General features: G+C 52.5%; 16 protein-coding genes. 11 read left to right on the top strand and 5 right to left on the bottom strand.

The window, feature by feature from the left end:
- The first annotated feature begins 54 nt into the window (after positions 1-54).
- Complete coding sequence (locus tag A4Z71_RS05765; RefSeq protein WP_070954960.1) at positions 55-444, top strand: DUF4190 domain-containing protein; 390 nt, start codon at positions 55-57, stop codon at positions 442-444.
- A gap of 19 nt (positions 445-463) precedes the next feature.
- Here the strand turns inward: A4Z71_RS05765 and A4Z71_RS05760 are convergent, their stop codons facing one another.
- A complete protein-coding gene (locus tag A4Z71_RS05760) occupies positions 464-1,663 on the bottom strand; it encodes a THUMP-like domain-containing protein (protein ID WP_070954959.1) in 1,200 nt (399 codons plus the stop codon).
- A gap of 124 nt (positions 1,664-1,787) precedes the next feature.
- On the opposite strand from A4Z71_RS05760, the gene groES reads away from it, so the two are divergent.
- The 3 genes from groES to A4Z71_RS05745 all read left to right on the top strand — a co-directional run bounded on the left by groES (position 1,788) and on the right by A4Z71_RS05745 (position 4,523).
- The gene (gene groES, locus A4Z71_RS05755; RefSeq protein ID WP_070954958.1) at positions 1,788-2,084 is read left to right on the top strand and encodes a co-chaperone GroES; all 297 of its coding nucleotides are present in this window, start codon (positions 1,788-1,790) and stop codon (positions 2,082-2,084) included.
- 9 nt (positions 2,085-2,093) lie between these two features.
- The gene (gene rarD / locus A4Z71_RS05750) at positions 2,094-2,999 is read left to right on the top strand and encodes an EamA family transporter RarD (RefSeq protein WP_070954957.1); all 906 of its coding nucleotides are present in this window, start codon (positions 2,094-2,096) and stop codon (positions 2,997-2,999) included.
- A gap of 255 nt (positions 3,000-3,254) precedes the next feature.
- Positions 3,255-4,523 (top strand): ABC transporter substrate-binding protein, encoded by a 1,269-nt coding sequence (locus tag A4Z71_RS05745; protein ID WP_070954956.1) that lies wholly within the window; start codon positions 3,255-3,257, stop codon positions 4,521-4,523.
- Positions 4,524-4,726: 203 nt separating this feature from the next.
- On the opposite strand, the gene A4Z71_RS05740 is transcribed toward A4Z71_RS05745, so the two are convergent.
- From A4Z71_RS05740 to A4Z71_RS05725, 4 genes are read right to left on the bottom strand one after another with little or no spacing between them, the layout of a single operon-like run.
- Entirely contained in the window at positions 4,727-5,455 is a 729-nt protein-coding gene (locus A4Z71_RS05740) for an ABC transporter ATP-binding protein (protein ID WP_070954955.1), read from the bottom strand.
- Positions 5,455-6,312: an ABC transporter ATP-binding protein gene (locus A4Z71_RS05735; protein ID WP_084028441.1), complete on the bottom strand. Its 858-nt coding sequence runs from the start codon at positions 6,310-6,312 to the stop codon at positions 5,455-5,457. The genes A4Z71_RS05740 and A4Z71_RS05735 overlap by 1 nt, the downstream gene beginning before the upstream one ends.
- Positions 6,305-7,288 carry a branched-chain amino acid ABC transporter permease gene (locus A4Z71_RS05730; RefSeq protein ID WP_070954954.1) on the bottom strand — a complete coding sequence of 328 codons (984 nt, stop codon included), beginning with the start codon at positions 7,286-7,288 and terminating at the stop codon, positions 6,305-6,307. Before A4Z71_RS05730 ends, A4Z71_RS05735 begins: the two co-directional genes overlap by 8 nt.
- Positions 7,289-7,296: 8 nt before the next feature.
- Positions 7,297-8,601: a branched-chain amino acid ABC transporter permease gene (locus A4Z71_RS05725; protein ID WP_145943921.1), complete on the bottom strand. Its 1,305-nt coding sequence runs from the start codon at positions 8,599-8,601 to the stop codon at positions 7,297-7,299.
- Between the two features lie 188 nt (positions 8,602-8,789).
- On the opposite strand from A4Z71_RS05725, the gene guaB reads away from it, so the two are divergent.
- Genes guaB through pcrA form a run of 7 tightly spaced genes read left to right on the top strand, consistent with a single transcriptional unit; the run spans position 8,790 to position 17,370 of the window.
- Entirely contained in the window at positions 8,790-10,295 is a 1,506-nt protein-coding gene (gene guaB / locus A4Z71_RS05720; RefSeq protein WP_070954952.1) for an IMP dehydrogenase, read from the top strand.
- A gap of 14 nt (positions 10,296-10,309) precedes the next feature.
- Positions 10,310-11,428, top strand: a complete 1,119-nt coding sequence (locus tag A4Z71_RS05715) for a GuaB3 family IMP dehydrogenase-related protein (RefSeq protein WP_070954951.1) — start codon at positions 10,310-10,312, stop codon at positions 11,426-11,428.
- Positions 11,429-11,442: 14 nt separating this feature from the next.
- Positions 11,443-12,165 carry an SURF1 family protein gene (locus A4Z71_RS05710; protein WP_070954950.1) on the top strand — a complete coding sequence of 241 codons (723 nt, stop codon included), beginning with the start codon at positions 11,443-11,445 and terminating at the stop codon, positions 12,163-12,165.
- A 4-nt stretch (positions 12,166-12,169) separates the two neighbouring features.
- Positions 12,170-12,610 (top strand): DUF3817 domain-containing protein, encoded by a 441-nt coding sequence (locus A4Z71_RS05705; protein WP_070954949.1) that lies wholly within the window; start codon positions 12,170-12,172, stop codon positions 12,608-12,610.
- Positions 12,606-14,162 carry a glutamine-hydrolyzing GMP synthase gene (guaA, locus tag A4Z71_RS05700; protein ID WP_070954948.1) on the top strand — a complete coding sequence of 519 codons (1,557 nt, stop codon included), beginning with the start codon at positions 12,606-12,608 and terminating at the stop codon, positions 14,160-14,162. The genes A4Z71_RS05705 and guaA overlap by 5 nt, the downstream gene beginning before the upstream one ends.
- Before the next feature lie 25 nt (positions 14,163-14,187).
- Positions 14,188-15,069 (top strand): glycerophosphodiester phosphodiesterase family protein, encoded by an 882-nt coding sequence (locus tag A4Z71_RS05695; RefSeq protein ID WP_070954947.1) that lies wholly within the window; start codon positions 14,188-14,190, stop codon positions 15,067-15,069.
- Between the two features lie 12 nt (positions 15,070-15,081).
- Complete coding sequence (pcrA, locus tag A4Z71_RS05690; RefSeq protein ID WP_070954946.1) at positions 15,082-17,370, top strand: DNA helicase PcrA; 2,289 nt, start codon at positions 15,082-15,084, stop codon at positions 17,368-17,370.
- The last annotated feature ends 33 nt before the right edge of the window (positions 17,371-17,403 follow it).

Below are 17,403 nucleotides of genomic sequence, written 5' to 3'. Positions count from 1 at the left end.
GGATGATTGCCTAAGGGTGAACCGAGAATCGCTCGGTGAGGCTAGGAGAAAAAAATGGCTAAGGCCACCGAAGCAAACGAAACCTCGGTCTACAGCACCGATTCGGCTGACAAATCAAAGTCAGCAACAAAATACGACTTCACCAAACTAAACACACTTGCAGTGGTGGCCTTCGCGGCCGCACTAACTTCAATCGGTGCCGTGGCTGCAATTATCACCGGTCACATTTCACTTGCTCAGATCAAAAAGTCTGGCGAAAATGGTCGACCGCTGGCACTTGCCGGTTTGGTTATCGGTTACCTGACCATTTTCTTGTGGATTATCGGCTCGATTGGTTGGCTGCTCTTCAAGCTCTCCTACCTGGGCGGCGGCTACGGTTACAATTCAGAACTTTTCTTCAACGGTGGCCAAATGGGCCCGGGAATGATGTTTGACCGCGACTAAAAATAACTGCGAATCTCTCCTACAAAGTTTCGCAAATTAGGGCACGATGGGCGTCGCCCACCCTGGTAACAATTAGGGTGGCGGCGCCCTTGCCTTTAAGCTGCAACTCTTTTCGAAGAACCTCGGGCACAATGTCGGCGCCACGTTTCTTGATTTCTAATGTCCCAATTTGTCGATCGCGCAATTCGGCTTTCAACTTCTTTCGATCAAACGGCATGTCGACTAGCACACGATAGCCGCGCAACCAAGGTGAGCTAACCGGTTCCGATTTGCTCAAGTAGGCAATTTCGGTACTGATTAGGTGAGTGCCGGTTTGTTCAGCAAGTTCAGCAATCAGGTGGCTGCGGATCGCCGCATTATCCGGTTCAAAAATGTATTCATTGAGTTCGCCCAGTTTTGCCGTGTGCGACTCAAGAGTTGGGCTGTGCAGTTCGTGTTTTCCGTCCTTATCAAGCAGTAGCGCGCTTCGCTTGATGCCGGCTCTGGCCAAACTGCCAAACCACAAAGTTAGTTCGACTAAGTCGCCGTTTACCGATATCCACTGGGCTTCGCAATCGTCGGGAATTTCGCTGTGCGGATGACCCGGTCCCAATTTCACGCCGGTTGGCTTTAGGTTGGCGGCAGCCAAAACAAAATCAAAATTCGGCGAGAAATCGGCTGGGTCAAATTTGCGCGCGGCTCTTTCTCGCTTGGTGCCACCTAATTCGCGGCGGGCCGGATCAAAAAATAGCGCCTCAAATTTAGACAGATCCAGTTCTGTAATGTCGGCCTGTTGAACCGAAACATTTTCAAAACTGGCCAAGTTGTAGGCAGCAATTGCTGCGGTAACCTCATCGATTTCGTAAGCCTTGACCTCAAGTTCAATTGCCGCCATGGCGAGACTCTCGCTGCCGATGCCGCAGCCTAAATCAGCGACCTGTTTGATGTTGGCGGCTCTGAATCGGCCGGCGTGCAGGGCGGCAACGGCGAGCCTGGATGCCTGTTCTAATCCGTCGTCGGTGTAAAGCAATTGATCAGCAAATTCGCCAAACTTAGTTCTCGCTCGACGACGCAGAGCTATCTGACTCAAAACAGTGGCCACTAGGCTCGCATCGTGTCCCGCAGCCCGCAGGCGAGATACCAATCTCACCAAGTCGGCCTTTACTTCAATTTCGCCAACCTCGCGCATCAGGCTTTGGCCTCTTGCTGAAATCAGTTCCACAAACTCGTCGCGATTCACCTGTTTAGGCTACTAGGTGGTCTGTTAGCACTCGCCTTGCGAGAGTGCTAAAGATGCTTTAGAGTTGTTTTAGCAATCAAGTAGTCCGATTGCTAATCATCCGAAGTTTAAAGAAGAGGTCAATATGTCGGTCACTATCAAGCCGCTAGAAGATCGCATTGTTGTTCGCCCAGTCGAAGCTGAGCAGGTAACTGCCTCAGGTTTGGTTATTCCAGACACTGCAAAAGAGAAGCCGCAAGAGGCCGAGGTTATTGCTGTTGGCCCAGGTCGCGTTGACGATAAGGGCAACCGCATCCCGGTTGACGTTGCAGTCGGCGACAAGGTCATCTTCTCAAAGTACGGAGGCACCGAGCTGAAGTACAACGGCGAAGAGTACCTAGTACTTTCAGCCCGCGATGTTTTGGCGGTTGTTGTCCGCTAGCATCAAGTTATGCATTCTTCGAAAACCCCCGGCTTAGCTCGGGGGTTTTCCTTTGGGGTCAGTGCCTACTTTTTGTGGGGTAGTTTCCCTCTAATCATCACGATGCTTTCTTTCGCCTCACCGTGGGAAGTACTGGTGTGGAGAATGGTTTTTGGTTTTTTTGTGGCCGCACTGCTGACGACATTCACAAAAAGTTGGCCAGAAATCCGCTCGGTCGTAACTCAGCCGAAACTTTTAGGCTGGGTGGTCTTGGCCACGGTATTTATTTTCATCAACTGGACCGTTTATGTAATCGCGGTTGCTGAGCACCACACCATAGAGACGGCTCTGGGCTACTTCATCAATCCCTTGGTCACCATTGTCCTTGCCGTTTTATTTTTGGGTGAAAAACTAACTAGACCGCAGTGGCTGGCCGTTGCAGTTGGCTTGGCCGCGGTTCTGGTGCTGACCTTTGATTACGGACGCCCGCCGTTTATTGCAATTATTCTGGCATTTTCTTTTGCCACTTATGGCTTCGCCAAAAACAAACTCGGCGGCAAGGTTACGGCGATTAATAGTTTTGCTCTCGAGTCGGGTTTGCTGCTGCCGGTGGCCCTAACCATTGGGGTGGCTGTATTCAACATTCAGGGTTTACAGTTTGGCAGCATAGGTTTCTGGGGAACTTTGGGGTTGATGTTCTTTGGTTTGATGACTGCAGTTCCGCTCATCTTTTTTGGTGAAGCCGCAAAACTCTTACCGTTGAGCTACATCGGTTTCATCCAGTACGTGACCCCGGTTATGCAGTTTCTAATCGCTTTACTAATTCTGCGAGAACCCATGCCACCGGCTCGCTGGATCGGGTTTGTTTTGGTCTGGATTAGTTTGATAATCCTCAGCTCCGACGCTCTGCGACGTGGCCAGAAACGCGCCGCCTAAGATTTCACACTTTTGAAACAGGATTGTTACTTCCGCCAGTTTTAAGCCTAAATACTGCGAATTTCGAACATTTTAGGGCTAAAGTATTCGAAATACCTAAGTCAAATCCCATTCCGGGCCGTATTTGGCAGTCGAAATGTTTCTAAATGCTACATTCCTGCGGTTTGCACTTTTTCGGCTTCTGAGTTGCCGACTAAACTTTGAGGTGGGCAGCGCGGCTATGCGCTGCAATTCCAATCAATAGGAGTTATATACATGAGCGCATTTTCAACCTCGCGCAAGTTTGCCGGTGTAGTTGCAGCAGCAGCTGCAATCAGCATCGCACTTGCCGGTTGCTCGGCAGCAGAAGAGCCAGCGGCTCCTGCGGCCAAGGGCGACGGAGTACTCAAACTGGGTGCAGTTATCCCACTAACCGGTGCACTTGCATTCCTTTCACCACCTGAAATCGCAGGTATCGAGCTTGCAGTTGCAGACATCAACGCAGCCGGTGGTGTACTAGGCAAGCCAGTCGAGTTCTCAATCGAAGACTCATCAGACGGTGACAACCCAACTGTCGCACCAGCTTCAGCAACCAAGTTGCTTTCTGAGGGTGTAGACGCAATCATCGGTGCAGCTGCATCGGGTGTGACCCGTCTAATCATCGACCAGATCACCGACGCTAAGGTCGTTCAGATCTCGATGTCAAACACCGCACCAGACCTAACCACCTGGGATGACGGTGGTTTCTACTTCCGTACCGCTCCATCAGACCTTCTACAGGGTGCAATCGTAGGTAACGAGATTGTTGCTGACGGTAACGAGAACGTAGCCATCATCTACCAGCAGACCTCATATGGTGAGGGTCTAGAGGCTAAGGCAAAGTCAACCATCGAGGCAGCCGGTGCAACCGTTGTTTCATCAGTTGCTTTCCCTGAAGCTGAGACCAACTTCGACAGCATCGTCGACCAGACTCTTGCTACTAACCCAGACGCAATCCTTGCAATCTCGTACGACGAGTTTAAGAAGCTTGCTCCTGCGCTAGAGAAGAAGGGTTTCGACGGCTCGAAGCTATACCTAGTTGACGGTAACCTAGCGAACTACTCAGAAGAGTCATGGGCTGGCTACCTAGAGGGCGCCAAGGGTACCCTTCCTGGTGGCAAGCTAGACGACGCTTTCAAGCAGCGCCTAATGGACATCTACAAAGAGAAGACCGGCGAAGAGCTAACTGAGTTCGCTTACGGCGCCGAGACCTACGATGCAGTTATCTTGCTAGCACTTGCTGCTCAGCAGGCTGGCGACGACTCAGGTGAAGCAATCGCTGCAAACATGCAGTCGGTTTCATCGGGCGGCACCAAGGTATCTTCTTACGCTGATGGCCTAGCAGCTCTTGAGGCTGGCGAAGACATCGACTACGAGGGTTACTCAGGTCCAATTGAGTTCGACGAGTACGGTGACCCAACCGGTGCATCAATCGGTATCTACCAGTACGGTAAAGAGGGAACCAGCGACCTAATCAACGTGGTTGCAGGTAACTCAGTTCAGTAATCATTCTGAATAAGACAAAACCCCCGAGGAAACTCGGGGGTTTTGCTTTATCTGTGACCAGAGAGAGAGGTCACAGACTTTTCTTCAATCTGGTGGGGTGTTCAAGGGAAAGCTGCTCGAATTTTGACAGTATCGTCTCTGCTTTGATGCGCTTGGGCCACCGAATTCATCCAGCCGATCTCATGAGAGAGGCTTGACCGAATTTAGAGCTCGGCTAGATTACCTAGGTAAAGCTCGACCATCTTAGGGTCATTTAGCAATTCACGACCGGTGCCGGTGTGTGCATCTTTACCCTGGTCTAGAACGTAGGCGCGGTCACAAATCTGCAAACAGCGACGAGCGTTCTGCTCCACCATGATGACGGTAACGCCGGCAGCGTTTACCTCGCGAACACGCAGGAAGGCCTCGTCCTGACGGACTGGCGATAGACCGGCCGAAGGCTCGTCGAGTAGCAGCACCGAAGGGTCGATCATCAACGCACGACCCATAGCCACCATCTGACGCTCACCACCGGATAGCGAGCCAGCCTTCTGGGCACGTCGCTTGCCCAGATCTGGGAAGATGCTGGTGACAAACTCAAATCGCTCGTCAAAGCGCTTAGGAGTCTGGAATACACCCATCTGTAGGTTTTCTTCAATGGTCAAGCTTGGGAAGACGTTGTTGGTCTGCGGAACAAAGGCCACGCCCTTGGAGACCAACTTGTTGGCCTTCAGTCCGGTGATGTCTTCACCGTTGAGCCAAATCTTGCCTGAGCGCACATTTACCTGTCCGAAGATTGACTTCAACAGGGTTGATTTACCAGCACCGTTTGGGCCAATAATACCGATGAGCTCGCCCTGATTGGCGGTCAACGAGCAACCGTTGAGGATGTTAATTCCGGGCAGGTATCCAGCGTGCAGATTTTCTGCATAAACCACAGGAGTAGCTGACATTATTTGCCTGCTTTCAAAATGTTGATTGGTACGGTGCCAAGGTCGGTGTCGGCGTGGGCGCCAAGGTAGGCATCGATTACAGCCTGGTCCTTCATAACCTGTGCCGGCGGGCCTTCGGCCACAACCTTGCCTTCGGCCATAACGATGACCCAGTCGCTAATGTGGCGAACCATGTGCATGTCGTGTTCAACGAACAAAACCGTAGTGCCGTTTTCTTTGAGGCCCTTGATGTGCTCGAGCAAGCTCTGGGTAAGCGCCGGGTTTACACCCGCCATTGGCTCATCGAGCATAATCAACTTCGGATCACTCATCAGTGCGCGAGCCATTTCAAGCAACTTGCGCTGACCACCAGAAAGTGAAGCAGCGTAGTCTTCGCGCTTGGCGTCAAGCTTGAATCGCTTGAGCAATTCATCACCCTTCTCGGTGATTCGATTCTCATAGCCGATCCAGAGTGGACGAATCAGCGAACGCCAGAAGCTTTCACCGGGCTGGTCTTTTGCACCGAGGCGCATGTTCTCAATTACAGTCAGCAGGCTTAGAGCCTTGGTCAACTGGAACGTGCGAACCATGCCCAGACGAGCCACTTTGTGAGGTGGGACGTTGGCTAGTTTTTTACCCTCGAAGGTCCAGTCTCCGGTGTTTGGTTTGTCGAAACCGGTCAACAGGTTGAAGAAGGTGGTTTTACCAGCACCGTTTGGGCCGATTAGCGCGGTGATTTTGCCTCGTGGAATTTCTACGTGGGCAACATTTACCGCGGTAAGGCCACCAAACTGGCGGGTGACATTATCTGCCACCAGAATTGGATCAACCTTTTTACAGCCCGGCGCAGCTGGGCCAATTGAAATTTCGTTAGCCATTGAACTGCAGCTCCTTCTTGTTTCCGAAGATGCCCTGAGGTCGGAAGATGACCAAAAGCATTAGAACTAGACCGATTAGCAAGAAACGGATCTGGCCAACCTGTGGTGGGGTTAGGAATGGCAGCCAGCCGATGTCGACCAAACCACCGATGATGCTCTGAGTAAGCATTAGCAACACAAAGAAGATCATGCTTCCAACGATTGGACCCATGATTGTTGCTGCCCCACCAAGAAGCAGCACTGTCCATATCATGAATGTGAAAGTGGTACCCCAAGACTGCGGCTGAACGTTGGCCAAGCTGAATGAGAACAGCATGCCGCCTAGACCGGCTAGAACACCACCGATAATCAGGGCTTGCAACTTGTAGGAAAAAACGTTCTTGCCTAGGCTACGAACTGCATCCTCGTCTTCACGAATGCCCTTGAGCACGCGGCCCCAAGGTGAGCGCATGAGCAGCCAAAGGAATACTGCAGCCACTGCGACCAGTGACCAGCCGACAACGCGAACCCACAGCTGTTCTTCGCGATATTCGAATGGGACAAAGCCGTAGATACCGTCTGGGAAAGGGTTCAACGATTCAAATTCTTTGTTGAATGCACTGAGACCAGTAGAGCCTCCAGTGACATCAGAGAAGCCGATGGTGGTCATGAAGTAGCGGAAAACTTCGGATGCCGCAATGGTCACAATCGCCAGATAGTCGGCGCGAAGGCGCAGGGTTGGAATACCCAAAATCAGCGCGAAGACCACAGTTGCCAGAATTCCCACCAGAATTGCGCCAAACAACGGCAACTTGAAAGTGAGAATCGAAATAGCCATTCCGTATGCGCCCACGGCTGCGAAGGCGGCCTGTCCAAAGTTGAGCAATCCGGTGAAGCCAAAATGCACTGCAAGCCCTAGAGCTGCCAGAACGTATACGGCGGTGAGTGGGTTGAGTAACTCGCCCAGCGCAAGATTAATAATGCTTAGCCAATCCATGATTACCCCTAGCCGATTCTCTGCTTTTTACCAAGTACGCCTTGAGGGCGAACCATAAGCACAACGATCAAAATCAGCAGTGACGCTGCATATTTGAGGTCTGCTGGAAGAACCAGTGTTGAGAGTTCGACCACCATACCGATGATTAGCGCACCCACCGTTGCACCCAGTGCGGTACCTAAACCACCTAGGGTGACGGCCGCGAATAGCAACAGCAAGATTTGGAAACCGGTGAGCCAGTTTGCCTGGAACTGCAAACCGTAAAGGATACCGGCTAGAGCAGTGAGTGCTCCGGCCATGATCCAGACGATGCGAATGATGTTTTCGACATCGATACCGGTTGATGCCGCCAAAGATGAGTTGTCGCTTACGGCACGCGTTGCCTTACCCAAGCGAGTTCGCGTTAGGAAGATAGCCACTGCAGCCAGAGCAACTGCTGCGACTGCCATTGAGGTTAGCGAAGTTGCCGTGGTCTTGATCGGGCCGATCTCAATGATGTTGTTATCGGTACCAATTCCCTTGGTGTCACCATCAAAGAAAAGCAGCAAAATGTAGCGTGCCACAATTGCGAAACCGATAGAGACAATCATCATTTGGTTTAGGCCCAGGCGACGCTTACGCAGTGGACGCCAGATGGCAGCATTCTGACCCCAGCCAACGAATGCCCCGATAAGGATTGTCACCGCGGCCGAGACCAGTAGTGGCCAGCCCAGCACCGTGTAAAACAACCAGGTGAAAAGAGCACCAACGGTGACCATTTCACCGTGGGCAAAGTTGTTCAGACCGGTAGTACCAAAAATTAGCGAAATACCGATAGCGGCGATTGCAAGTAGCAAGCCCAGGTTCAAGCCAGCAAAAAGACGGATGGCAAGTTGATCGCCGAATGCCTGCTCGACACGGGTGTCAACGCCTAACGGAAACAATACCGAGGCAGACTCAACCATGCTCAAGTCGGCCTGACGAACGGTTGTTTCTGGGTCACGCAGTCCGACACCTTCAGGGAGTGAGTCGAGTTGAATTTCAACGTCGTAAATTCCCTTGGTGGGCACCGATAGAGTCCAGTTACCCTCGGCGTCTGTGGACGCTTCACCGGAGAAACCATTACCTGAAACTTTCAGGATGATTCCTTCGACGCCAACACCTTCGTTTTTGACTTTTCCTTTGATTACCAACGAACTCGTTGGTTCATCTGTCGGTGCAGGAGTTTCATCGGCCACCGCAGCCATAGGGCTGAGCAAGAGGCCAACGAGTACTGAAAGAGCGCCCAGTACCAGGGCTATATGGCGCCTTACGCCAATATTGAGCTGGATCAAACCAACCTCCGTCTATAGGATGACGCAAAGCAGCGCCATCGCACTTTCGCCTACTGACAATACACTCATTCAGCCAATATCAGTACCAACTGAAAGCAAGGTTATCGGCGGATTGTTACAGCCTTATAAACAAGTGTCCATACAAGTAGAATTAGGGCACTGTTCTTACCTATTTATAAGGCTTCTCAATGACGCAAAATGATCCTTTTGGCTTTGTCGGCCTCACCTACGATGACGTTCTTCTGCTGCCCGGTGAATCTAATGTTGTGCCATCAGGGGTTGTAACTAAGACTCGACTAACCAAGCGCATCGAAATTAATGTGCCACTGCTTTCTTCAGCAATGGATACCGTCACCGAGGCGCGAATGGCCATAGCTATGGCTCGTCAGGGCGGCATCGGCGTGTTGCATCGCAACCTTTCGCTCGAGCGTCAAGCGGCTGAGGTTGACATGGTTAAGCGTTCGGAAGCCGGCATGATCACTCATCCGGTGACCACAACTCCATTGGCTACCATCCAAGAGGTTGATGATCTTTGCGGCCGCTACCGCGTATCGGGCCTACCCGTTGTTGACGAGGATGGCCACCTAGTTGGCATCGTTACCAATCGCGACATGCGCTTTGTTTTAGATGTTCAGCGCACCACGACCTTGGTAAAAGATGTGATGACCCCGATGCCGCTGATCACGGCACCGGTCGGTGTGAAACCAGAAGAGGCAATTGCCATTTTTGCTCAGCACCGCATTGAGAAACTTCCTCTGGTTGACGGCTCGGGCAAATTGCGCGGTCTTATTACCGTAAAAGATTTCGACAAGAGCGAGAAGTACCCGCTAGCCAGCAAAGATGCCAGCGGTCGACTGCTTGTTGCCGCTGCAGTCGGTGTTGGAGCCGACGCCTGGGAGCGCTCGATGGCACTAATTGATGCCGGTGTAGACATCCTGGTTGTTGACACCGCACACGGCCATAATCGCGCAGTACTAGAAATGATCGCGAAACTAAAGGCCGAACCATTCGCTCGAAACGTAGACGTTATCGGCGGCAATGTGGCAACCCGTGAGGCCGCCGCAGCGTTAGTTGAAGCCGGTGCTGACGGGGTCAAGGTAGGTGTTGGTCCAGGTTCAATTTGCACCACTCGCGTAGTTGCTGGTGTCGGCGTACCTCAGGTCACGGCTGTTTACCAAGCTTCGTTAGCGGCCAAACCTGCTGGTGTTCCAGTTATCGCCGATGGCGGTCTGCAGTACTCGGGTGACATCGCTAAAGCCTTGGTTGCCGGAGCAAATGCGGTAATGCTCGGATCGTTGCTTGCCGGAACCGACGAAGCACCAGGTGAGATTACTTTCGTTGGTGGAAAGCAGTTCAAGACTTATCGAGGTATGGGATCTTTAGGTGCCATGCAGTCACGCGGTCAGGCGCAGTCCTATTCAAAAGATCGCTATTTCCAAGACGATGTGCTTCGCGAGGACAAGCTGGTACCAGAAGGTATCGAGGGCCGAGTTCCTTACCGCGGTTCGGTCTCGACAGTGACTCACCAGTTGGTTGGCGGTTTGCGCGCATCGATGGGCTATGTCGGAGCCGAAACTATCGATGAGCTGCAAGAACGAGGCAAGTTTGTGCGCATCACGGCGGCAGGTCTACGAGAAAGCCACCCGCACGACATTCAGATGACCGTCGAAGCACCAAACTACGGCACCCGCTAAACCAAAGGATCTTCATGACCGAAATTGAAATCGGCCGCGGCAAACGCGGAACGCGTGCCTGGGCATTTGACGACGTGGCGGTAGTGCCATCTCGTCGTACTCGTGATCCGAAAGACGTCAGCACCGGTTGGAAAATCGACGCCTACGAATTTGCTTTGCCGGTACTGGGCGCACCGATGGACTCGGTAGTTTCTCCAGAGACCGCAATCAAGATTGGACAACTAGGCGGTCTGGGAGTTCTTGACCTTGAAGGCCTCTGGACTCGTTATGACGACCCAACTCAGCAACTAAACGAGATTGCCAGCTTGCCAACGGCGCAGGCGACCAGGCGAATGCAGGAAATTTATTCGGCTCCGATTAAGCCAGAGCTGATTCGCGACCGCATTGCTCAAATTCGTGCTGCCGGGGTTACCGTTGCCGGTGCATTGTCGCCACAGCGAGCTGCTCAATTCAGCGAAACCGTAATCAAGGCTGGTGTTGACCTGTTCGTAATTCGCGGAACCAACGTTTCGGCCGAACACGTTTCGAAAACTAGCGATTCGCTGAACCTCAAAGAATTCATTTACCGACTCGATGTTCCGGTAATCGTTGGCGGTGCTTCAAACTACACCGCGGCCCTGCACCTGATGCGCACCGGTGCTGCCGGTGTCTTGGTTGGTTTCGGTGGCGGTGCCGCATCAACCACCCGAAAAGTTTTGGGCATTCACGCACCGATGGCTACTGCAGTGGCTGACGTTGCCGGCGCTCGCCGCGATTACATGGATGAATCTGGTGGCCGCTATGTGCACGTCATCGCAGATGGTGGCCTGGGAACATCGGGCGACATAGTTAAGGCCATCGCGGTCGGTGCTGACGCAGTTATGCTCGGTTCTGTTTTGGCGCGGGCCGAAGAAGCACCGGGGCGCGGCTGGCACTGGGGTCAAGAAGCGTTCAACCAAGAGCTTCCGCGAGGCAATCGCGTTCAGGTAGGCACCGACGGTACCCTCGAGCAAATATTGCTTGGTCCATCTTCTTCTGCCGAAGGAACCACTAACCTCATCGGCGCACTTCGTCGAGCCATGGCAACTACGGGTTACTCAGATGTCAAAGAGTTTCAGCGTGTTGAAGTCGTAGTTGCTCCGTATCACGCCTAAGCAAAGAACCTCAGATGCCTAAACCAGCGCCAAGTTTTTTTCAGTTGGCGGTGCGCCCGAAATGGATTGGCGCCCTGTTGCTGTCACTGCTGGTCGCTGCAATTTTTGCTGCTTTTGGACAGTGGCAACTGGAGCGTTCGTTTACCAAAAATCAATCTCAAGAGGTTGTCTACGGGGCTGAGCAAAACTTAATGCTCGACACCCAAACGGGCTACTTAATTGCCAACCGAAATCAGGCTGGGGTCAGTGGCTACTGGGTAAGCGCAAGAGCGTACGATGAAAATGGAAAATCGTTCGCGCTAGCTTTAGGTTGGGTTGCTGATTTGTCGGTCGGCAAAGAAGTTTTGGCTGATCTTCGTGATTCCATTCAACCGCAAGCATTTCTGCCTCGAACCGTGGTCGAACTTGCCGCCGAAGCCCCTCAGCCAACCGACTTCAATGAGCCCATGTTGCTGCAGACATTTTCGCCAGCTCAATTGGTTAATCTTTACTCACCCGAAAAACCGCTGGCACTTGAATCAAATCCGTGGGCTCAGGTTTCTTGCGGCTGTGACGACGAGCAGTTGGCGCATCCCAAACTCACCGCTATTAAATTTGCCATCGAGGCAGATTCGATTAACTGGCTAAGTCTTTTCTACTTTGTCGAATGGGTAGTTTTTGCGGTCTTTGCGGTATTCCTCTGGTGGCGTTTGGTGCGCGATGAGCAGATTCGCCTGCAGAGTGAGTCGGTAGAATAGGCCCATGCCGACAGCCCAACAAACTCAAACCGCAGCTAAGCGCTCGGCTCTGAAGTTTTTTCAAATAACCTCGTACATCACCGGTTTTGCCTTGCTGTCGGTGATGATCACCTGGGGCCTTCGTCGCCTTATCGGCCTGGAACTTTGGGCTTTTGGGCCAAACGGCTTAGTCACCCTAGAACCGGTGGTTTACATCGACGATGTTGCAACCGGCTTGCCGACCACCGGTCTTAATCTGACCGTTGCAATTCTGATTGTTCACGGCTGGCTCTACGTTGCCTACCTGTTTGCCGACTTCCGCATCTGGACACTGTTCCGCTGGAATTTCTTGCGCTTTTTGATCATCGCTGCCGGCGGTGTGGTTCCATTTCTTTCGTTTGTCACCGAGCGTCGCTATTCAAAACTCGCCTTGGTCGAACTCGACAGTACCGAGGTGAAAAATTAACCGCCCAGTTTTAGTCGTCGACTTCGGCGCACAATACGCTCAACTTATCGCCCGCCGCGTGCGTGAGGCTAACGTTTACTCCGAAATTGTGCACCACAACATCACCGCCGCTGAGGTGGCTGCTAAGCAACCGCTAGCCATCATTCTTTCGGGTGGGCCATCCTCGGTTTACGAACCGGGCTCGCCACAGCTCGATCAGGGCATTCTCGAGCTGGGCATCCCGGTGCTCGGAATTTGCTACGGCTTTCAAACCCTAGCCAATGCTTTGGGCGGTCGAGTCGATGCCACCGGAAAACGTGAATACGGAGCAACTGAGCTTAGAGTCAAAGCCGAGGGTCAGATTCTTGCGGGTCAACCGGCAGATCAAATTTGCTGGATGAGCCACGGCGACCAGGTGATGGAAGCTCCGGCCGGCTTTGAGGTCTTGGCATCCACCGACACCACACCGGTGGCTGCATTTGCCAATCCTGAAAAGAAGATTTACGGCGTGCAGTGGCACCCTGAGGTGAAGCATTCGCAATTTGGCCAGAGGGTTTTAGAGAACTTTCTCTGGACTGCCGCCGGCATTGAACCAACCTGGAATTCAGGAAATGTGATTGCTGAGCAGGTTGAAAAAATTCGCGCTCAGGTTGGCGATTCCCGCGTAATCTGCGGCCTTTCCGGCGGTGTCGATTCTGCCGTTGCTGCGGCTTTGGTGCACAAGGCAGTCGGCGATCAACTGGTCTGTGTTTTCGTGAATCATGGCCTGCTTCGCGAGGGTGAGGCCGAACAGGTCGAACGAGATTATGTCGCCGCTACCGGCATTCGCCTAGTAGTTGTTGACGCCGAGAAAAAATTCTTGGATGCACTGGCCGGGGTCAGCGACCCAGAAACCAAACGCAAGATTATCGGCCGTGAATTTATTCGCACCTTCGAAGAGGCACAGGCAGCACTCATTGCCGAGGCCAAAGCCGACAACCGGCCCATTAAATTCTTGGTTCAAGGAACCCTTTACCCAGATGTTGTTGAATCGGGTGGTGGCGTGACTGCAGGCATCAAGAGTCACCACAACGTCGGTGGCCTACCTGACGACCTCGACTTTGAATTGGTCGAACCGCTGCGCACCCTTTTCAAAGATGAGGTTCGCGCCATCGGTGCCGAACTTGGGCTGCCACACGAAATTGTTCAACGACAGCCGTTCCCGGGCCCTGGTTTGGGAATTCGAATTGTCGGTGAGATCAACAAAGAGCGCCTAGACCTGCTGCGACAGGCTGACGCCATTGTTCGTCACGAACTTTCTGCAGCTGGCCTTGATGGCGAAATCTGGCAGTGCCCGGTTGTTCTTCTTGCCGATGTGCGCTCAGTCGGCGTTCAGGGCGATGGTCGCACCTACGGTCACCCAATTGTGCTTCGTCCAGTTTCTTCAGAAGATGCCATGACCGCAGACTGGTCGCGCTTGCCTTACGACTTGCTGGCCAAGATCTCGAACCGAATCACCAATGAAGTCGCCGGCGTGAATCGCGTAGTTCTTGACGTAACTTCTAAGCCGCCCGGCACAATTGAGTGGGAATAACGGGTTTGGGCAAGGTTGACAACAAATGACTAAGCCTGAGGTTTTTGGCCATCGCGGAGCATCCGGTTATCGACCTGAAAACACCCTAGAGGCTTTCAAGCTGGCGTTCGATCAGGGTGCTGTGGCAGTCGAGTGTGATCTGGTACCAACCAAAGATCATCGCCTTATTATTCGCCATGAAAACGAACTTTCGCACAGCACCAACGTCACCGAGCACGCTGAGTTTGCCGATCGATTCAAAGAAATAAAAATGTACGGGCACTGGCCTGTGGCCGGCTGGTTTAGCGAAGACTTCACCCTCGAAGAGATCAAGACGCTCAAGGCAATTGAGCGCATTCCTGACGAACGGCCGGGCAGCGCCAAGTTTGATGGTCAATTCGAAATTCCCACAATCGAAGAGTTGCTGGCTGCCGACTTTGTGACCAACCGAAAACTAATCATCGAGGTCAAACACGGTGCCCATTTTGCCGCTCTCGGTTTTGACATGGTTGGTGCGCTAAAGACCGCGATTGATGAGAGCAATTGGCGTGAGCGCGATATCGAATTTGTTTTTGAGAGTTTTAACCTTGACATAACGATCGAACTCAAAAATCGAATCGCCGGCCCACACAAATATGTTTTCTTGGTTGATACCTGGGGTATGCCCATTGAAATCACGATGGATGAATTTCTTGACGACGTCGCCAGCAAAGTCGACGGCATCAGCTTCAATTTTGAGTTGCTGACCCCTGAGATTGTTGCTGCGGCCAGAAAGCGTAGACTTCTGATTTATACCTGGACCGCTCAGGTAGAAAAAGCAGAGCGCAGCGTTGAAGAGTACCTTATGCAGTTTGTGAACCTGAGCGTCGACGGCATCTTTGCCGATCAGCCTGATTTGCTGCACGAACTTCTCTCAGGTTTGGCTTAGGCTTTCTCGGTTATGACTGAGTTCGATCTTTTCTCCAGCAATTTTGACACCACCGAACAATTGGTTGCTGGGCTCAATCCGCAGCAGCGAGCGGCCGTAGAGTACCGTGGGCCGGCACTGCTAATCGTTGCCGGTGCAGGCTCTGGCAAGACCAGGGTGCTAACTCACCGCATCGCACATCTATTGGCAAAAAAAGAGGCGTGGCCATCCCAAATTTTGGCAATTACCTTCACCAATAAGGCTGCCGCAGAAATGCGTGAGCGTGTACAACATTTGCTGGGCGAAGCCGCCGACGGCATGTGGATAAAAACTTTTCACTCGGCCTGCGTCCAAATTCTTCGCCGTGAAAGCGCACGTCTTGGTCACGATGCTAATTTCACCATCTACGATTCTGGCGACACTAGAGCAATTCTTAAGCGGTTAATCCGCGATACCGCTGCCGACATTCACAAGCTCACCCCGGCGGCCGTTGCATCAATCATTTCGAATGCTAAAAATGAACTTGCCGATGCTGAAAGCTACGCACGCAATATTGATCAGAGCGACCCTGCTGCTCGGGTCATTGCCGAAATATTTACCAGTTATCAGGCTGAACTTCGTCGAAACAACGCCTTCGATTTTGATGACCTAATTAGTGAAACGGTGCACCTTTTCCGTGCCTTCCCAGATGTGCTCGAGCAGTATCAAAATAAGTTTCGACACATCTTGGTTGACGAATATCAAGACACGAATCACGCGCAGTATGCGCTCATCAAAGAGCTTGCGGCCAAAGCTTCGCTTACGGTCGTCGGTGATTCAGATCAGTCGATTTATGCTTTCCGCGGGGCCGACATTCGCAACATCACCGAGTTTGAAAAAGACTTCAAAAATGCCACCACAATTTTGCTCGAGCAAAACTATCGCTCAACGCAAAACATCTTGTCTGCGGCAAACGCGGTAATTTCAAACAACTTTGATCGCCCAGCCAAGAATCTCTGGACAGCAGAGGGTGACGGCGAAAAAATTGTTGGCTACACCGGCTATTCAGCACATGATGAGGCCCAGTTCATCGCTGATGAAATCGATGCCCTGCACGCATCAGGCATTGCCTATCGCGACATTTCGGTGATGTATCGAACCAACTCGCAGACCCGCGCACTAGAAGATATTTTTATCCGCAGCGCCTTGCCTTACCGAGTCGTCGGTGGCACAAAGTTCTACGAGCGGCAAGAAATTAAAGATGCCATGGCCTACCTGGTGGCTATCGCCAACGACCGTGACGATTTAGCCACACGGCGAATTTTGAATGTTCCTAAGCGCGGCATCGGTGATGCCACCGAAACCCAGCTGGCAAGTTTTGCTTCGAAAAATGGCCTGTCAATTCGTCAGGCATTGGCCGAGGTTGATCAACTATCTTTCGGCCCAAAAATCACTACCGCTATCAAGCAACTTGCCGAGCTTTTGCAGCAGGCCCAGTTGGCAATCGAAACCGACAGCGTGGATGCAATTTTGCGCTCGGTGCTCGAAAAGTCGGGTTACCTCGAAAGTTTGAAGACCAGTCGCGATCCTCAAGACGAAGCCAGGGTCGAAAACCTCGAAGAGTTGGTCTCGGTTGCTCGTGAATTCCAGCGCAACAACCCCGATGGCAATCTAACCGATTTCCTAAACGAGGTCGCTTTAGTTGCTGCCGCAGACGACATCGATGACGAATCGGGTACGGTTTCGCTGATGACTTTGCACACCGCCAAAGGTCTTGAATACGATGCGGTTTTCTTGGCTGGCATCGAAGAAGGACTGCTGCCACACCGGATGTCGTTCTTAGTTCCGGGCGGAATGGCTGAAGAGCGACGCCTCTTTTACGTGGGCATCACTCGAGCTCGCAAGAAATTGCACCTTAGCCTGGCAATGTCTAGAACCACCTACGGCGACACCGAGGGGTCTATCCCAAGTCGGTTCCTGCAAGAAATCCCAGCCAGCCTCATCGACTGGCGTGAATCTGGTGCCGGGCGCGGGTTGCCGCAGTATCGGCCGTCAATCGCCGAATCGCAGAGTTATCGCAGCCAACCGGCATCGGCATCCTCTGGTTATGGCGGCACGCCAAGCAACAAACCAAAGACCGAATGGAAGGGTGCCATTTCTTCGGTGCGAAACAACGAGGGGCTGCAGCTGGCCGTTGGTGATCAGGTTGAGCATGCCGACTTCGGCCGAGGAAAAGTCATCGCAGTAGCCGGCGAGGGCGCCAAGCAGACCGCTGAAATTCACTTCGGTTCAGCCGGAAAGAAGCGTTTGTTGGTGAAGGTCGCACCAATCGAAAAGCTCTAGACTTAGAGGGTTGCCCGCTACTTTTTGAACGGA

Origin of the sequence: Candidatus Rhodoluna planktonica (genome assembly GCF_001854225.1) — a bacterium.
GTDB lineage: Bacteria > Actinomycetota > Actinomycetes > Actinomycetales > Microbacteriaceae > Rhodoluna > Rhodoluna planktonica.
This window is presented reverse-complemented; position numbering and strand designations above follow the sequence as displayed.

Bases quoted from the DNA above. Each gene is read 5' to 3' on its own strand.
- A4Z71_RS05715 (WP_070954951.1), top strand. From the start codon at position 10,310: ATGACCGAAATTGAAATCGGCCGCGGCAAACGCGGAACGCGTGCCTGG.
- A4Z71_RS05765 (WP_070954960.1), top strand. From the start codon at position 55: ATGGCTAAGGCCACCGAAGCAAACGAAACCTCGGTCTACAGCACCGAT.
- A4Z71_RS05740 (WP_070954955.1), bottom strand. From the start codon at position 5,455: ATGTCAGCTACTCCTGTGGTTTATGCAGAAAATCTGCACGCTGGATAC.
- A4Z71_RS05735 (WP_084028441.1), bottom strand. From the start codon at position 6,312: ATGGCTAACGAAATTTCAATTGGCCCAGCTGCGCCGGGCTGTAAAAAG.
- A4Z71_RS05705 (WP_070954949.1), top strand. From the start codon at position 12,170: ATGCCGACAGCCCAACAAACTCAAACCGCAGCTAAGCGCTCGGCTCTG.
- A4Z71_RS05710 (WP_070954950.1), top strand. From the start codon at position 11,443: ATGCCTAAACCAGCGCCAAGTTTTTTTCAGTTGGCGGTGCGCCCGAAA.
- pcrA (WP_070954946.1), top strand. From the start codon at position 15,082: ATGACTGAGTTCGATCTTTTCTCCAGCAATTTTGACACCACCGAACAA.
- A4Z71_RS05745 (WP_070954956.1), top strand. From the start codon at position 3,255: ATGAGCGCATTTTCAACCTCGCGCAAGTTTGCCGGTGTAGTTGCAGCA.
- guaB (WP_070954952.1), top strand. From the start codon at position 8,790: ATGACGCAAAATGATCCTTTTGGCTTTGTCGGCCTCACCTACGATGAC.
- A4Z71_RS05730 (WP_070954954.1), bottom strand. From the start codon at position 7,288: ATGGATTGGCTAAGCATTATTAATCTTGCGCTGGGCGAGTTACTCAAC.
- A4Z71_RS05695 (WP_070954947.1), top strand. From the start codon at position 14,188: ATGACTAAGCCTGAGGTTTTTGGCCATCGCGGAGCATCCGGTTATCGA.
- groES (WP_070954958.1), top strand. From the start codon at position 1,788: ATGTCGGTCACTATCAAGCCGCTAGAAGATCGCATTGTTGTTCGCCCA.
- rarD (WP_070954957.1), top strand. From the start codon at position 2,094: ATGCATTCTTCGAAAACCCCCGGCTTAGCTCGGGGGTTTTCCTTTGGG.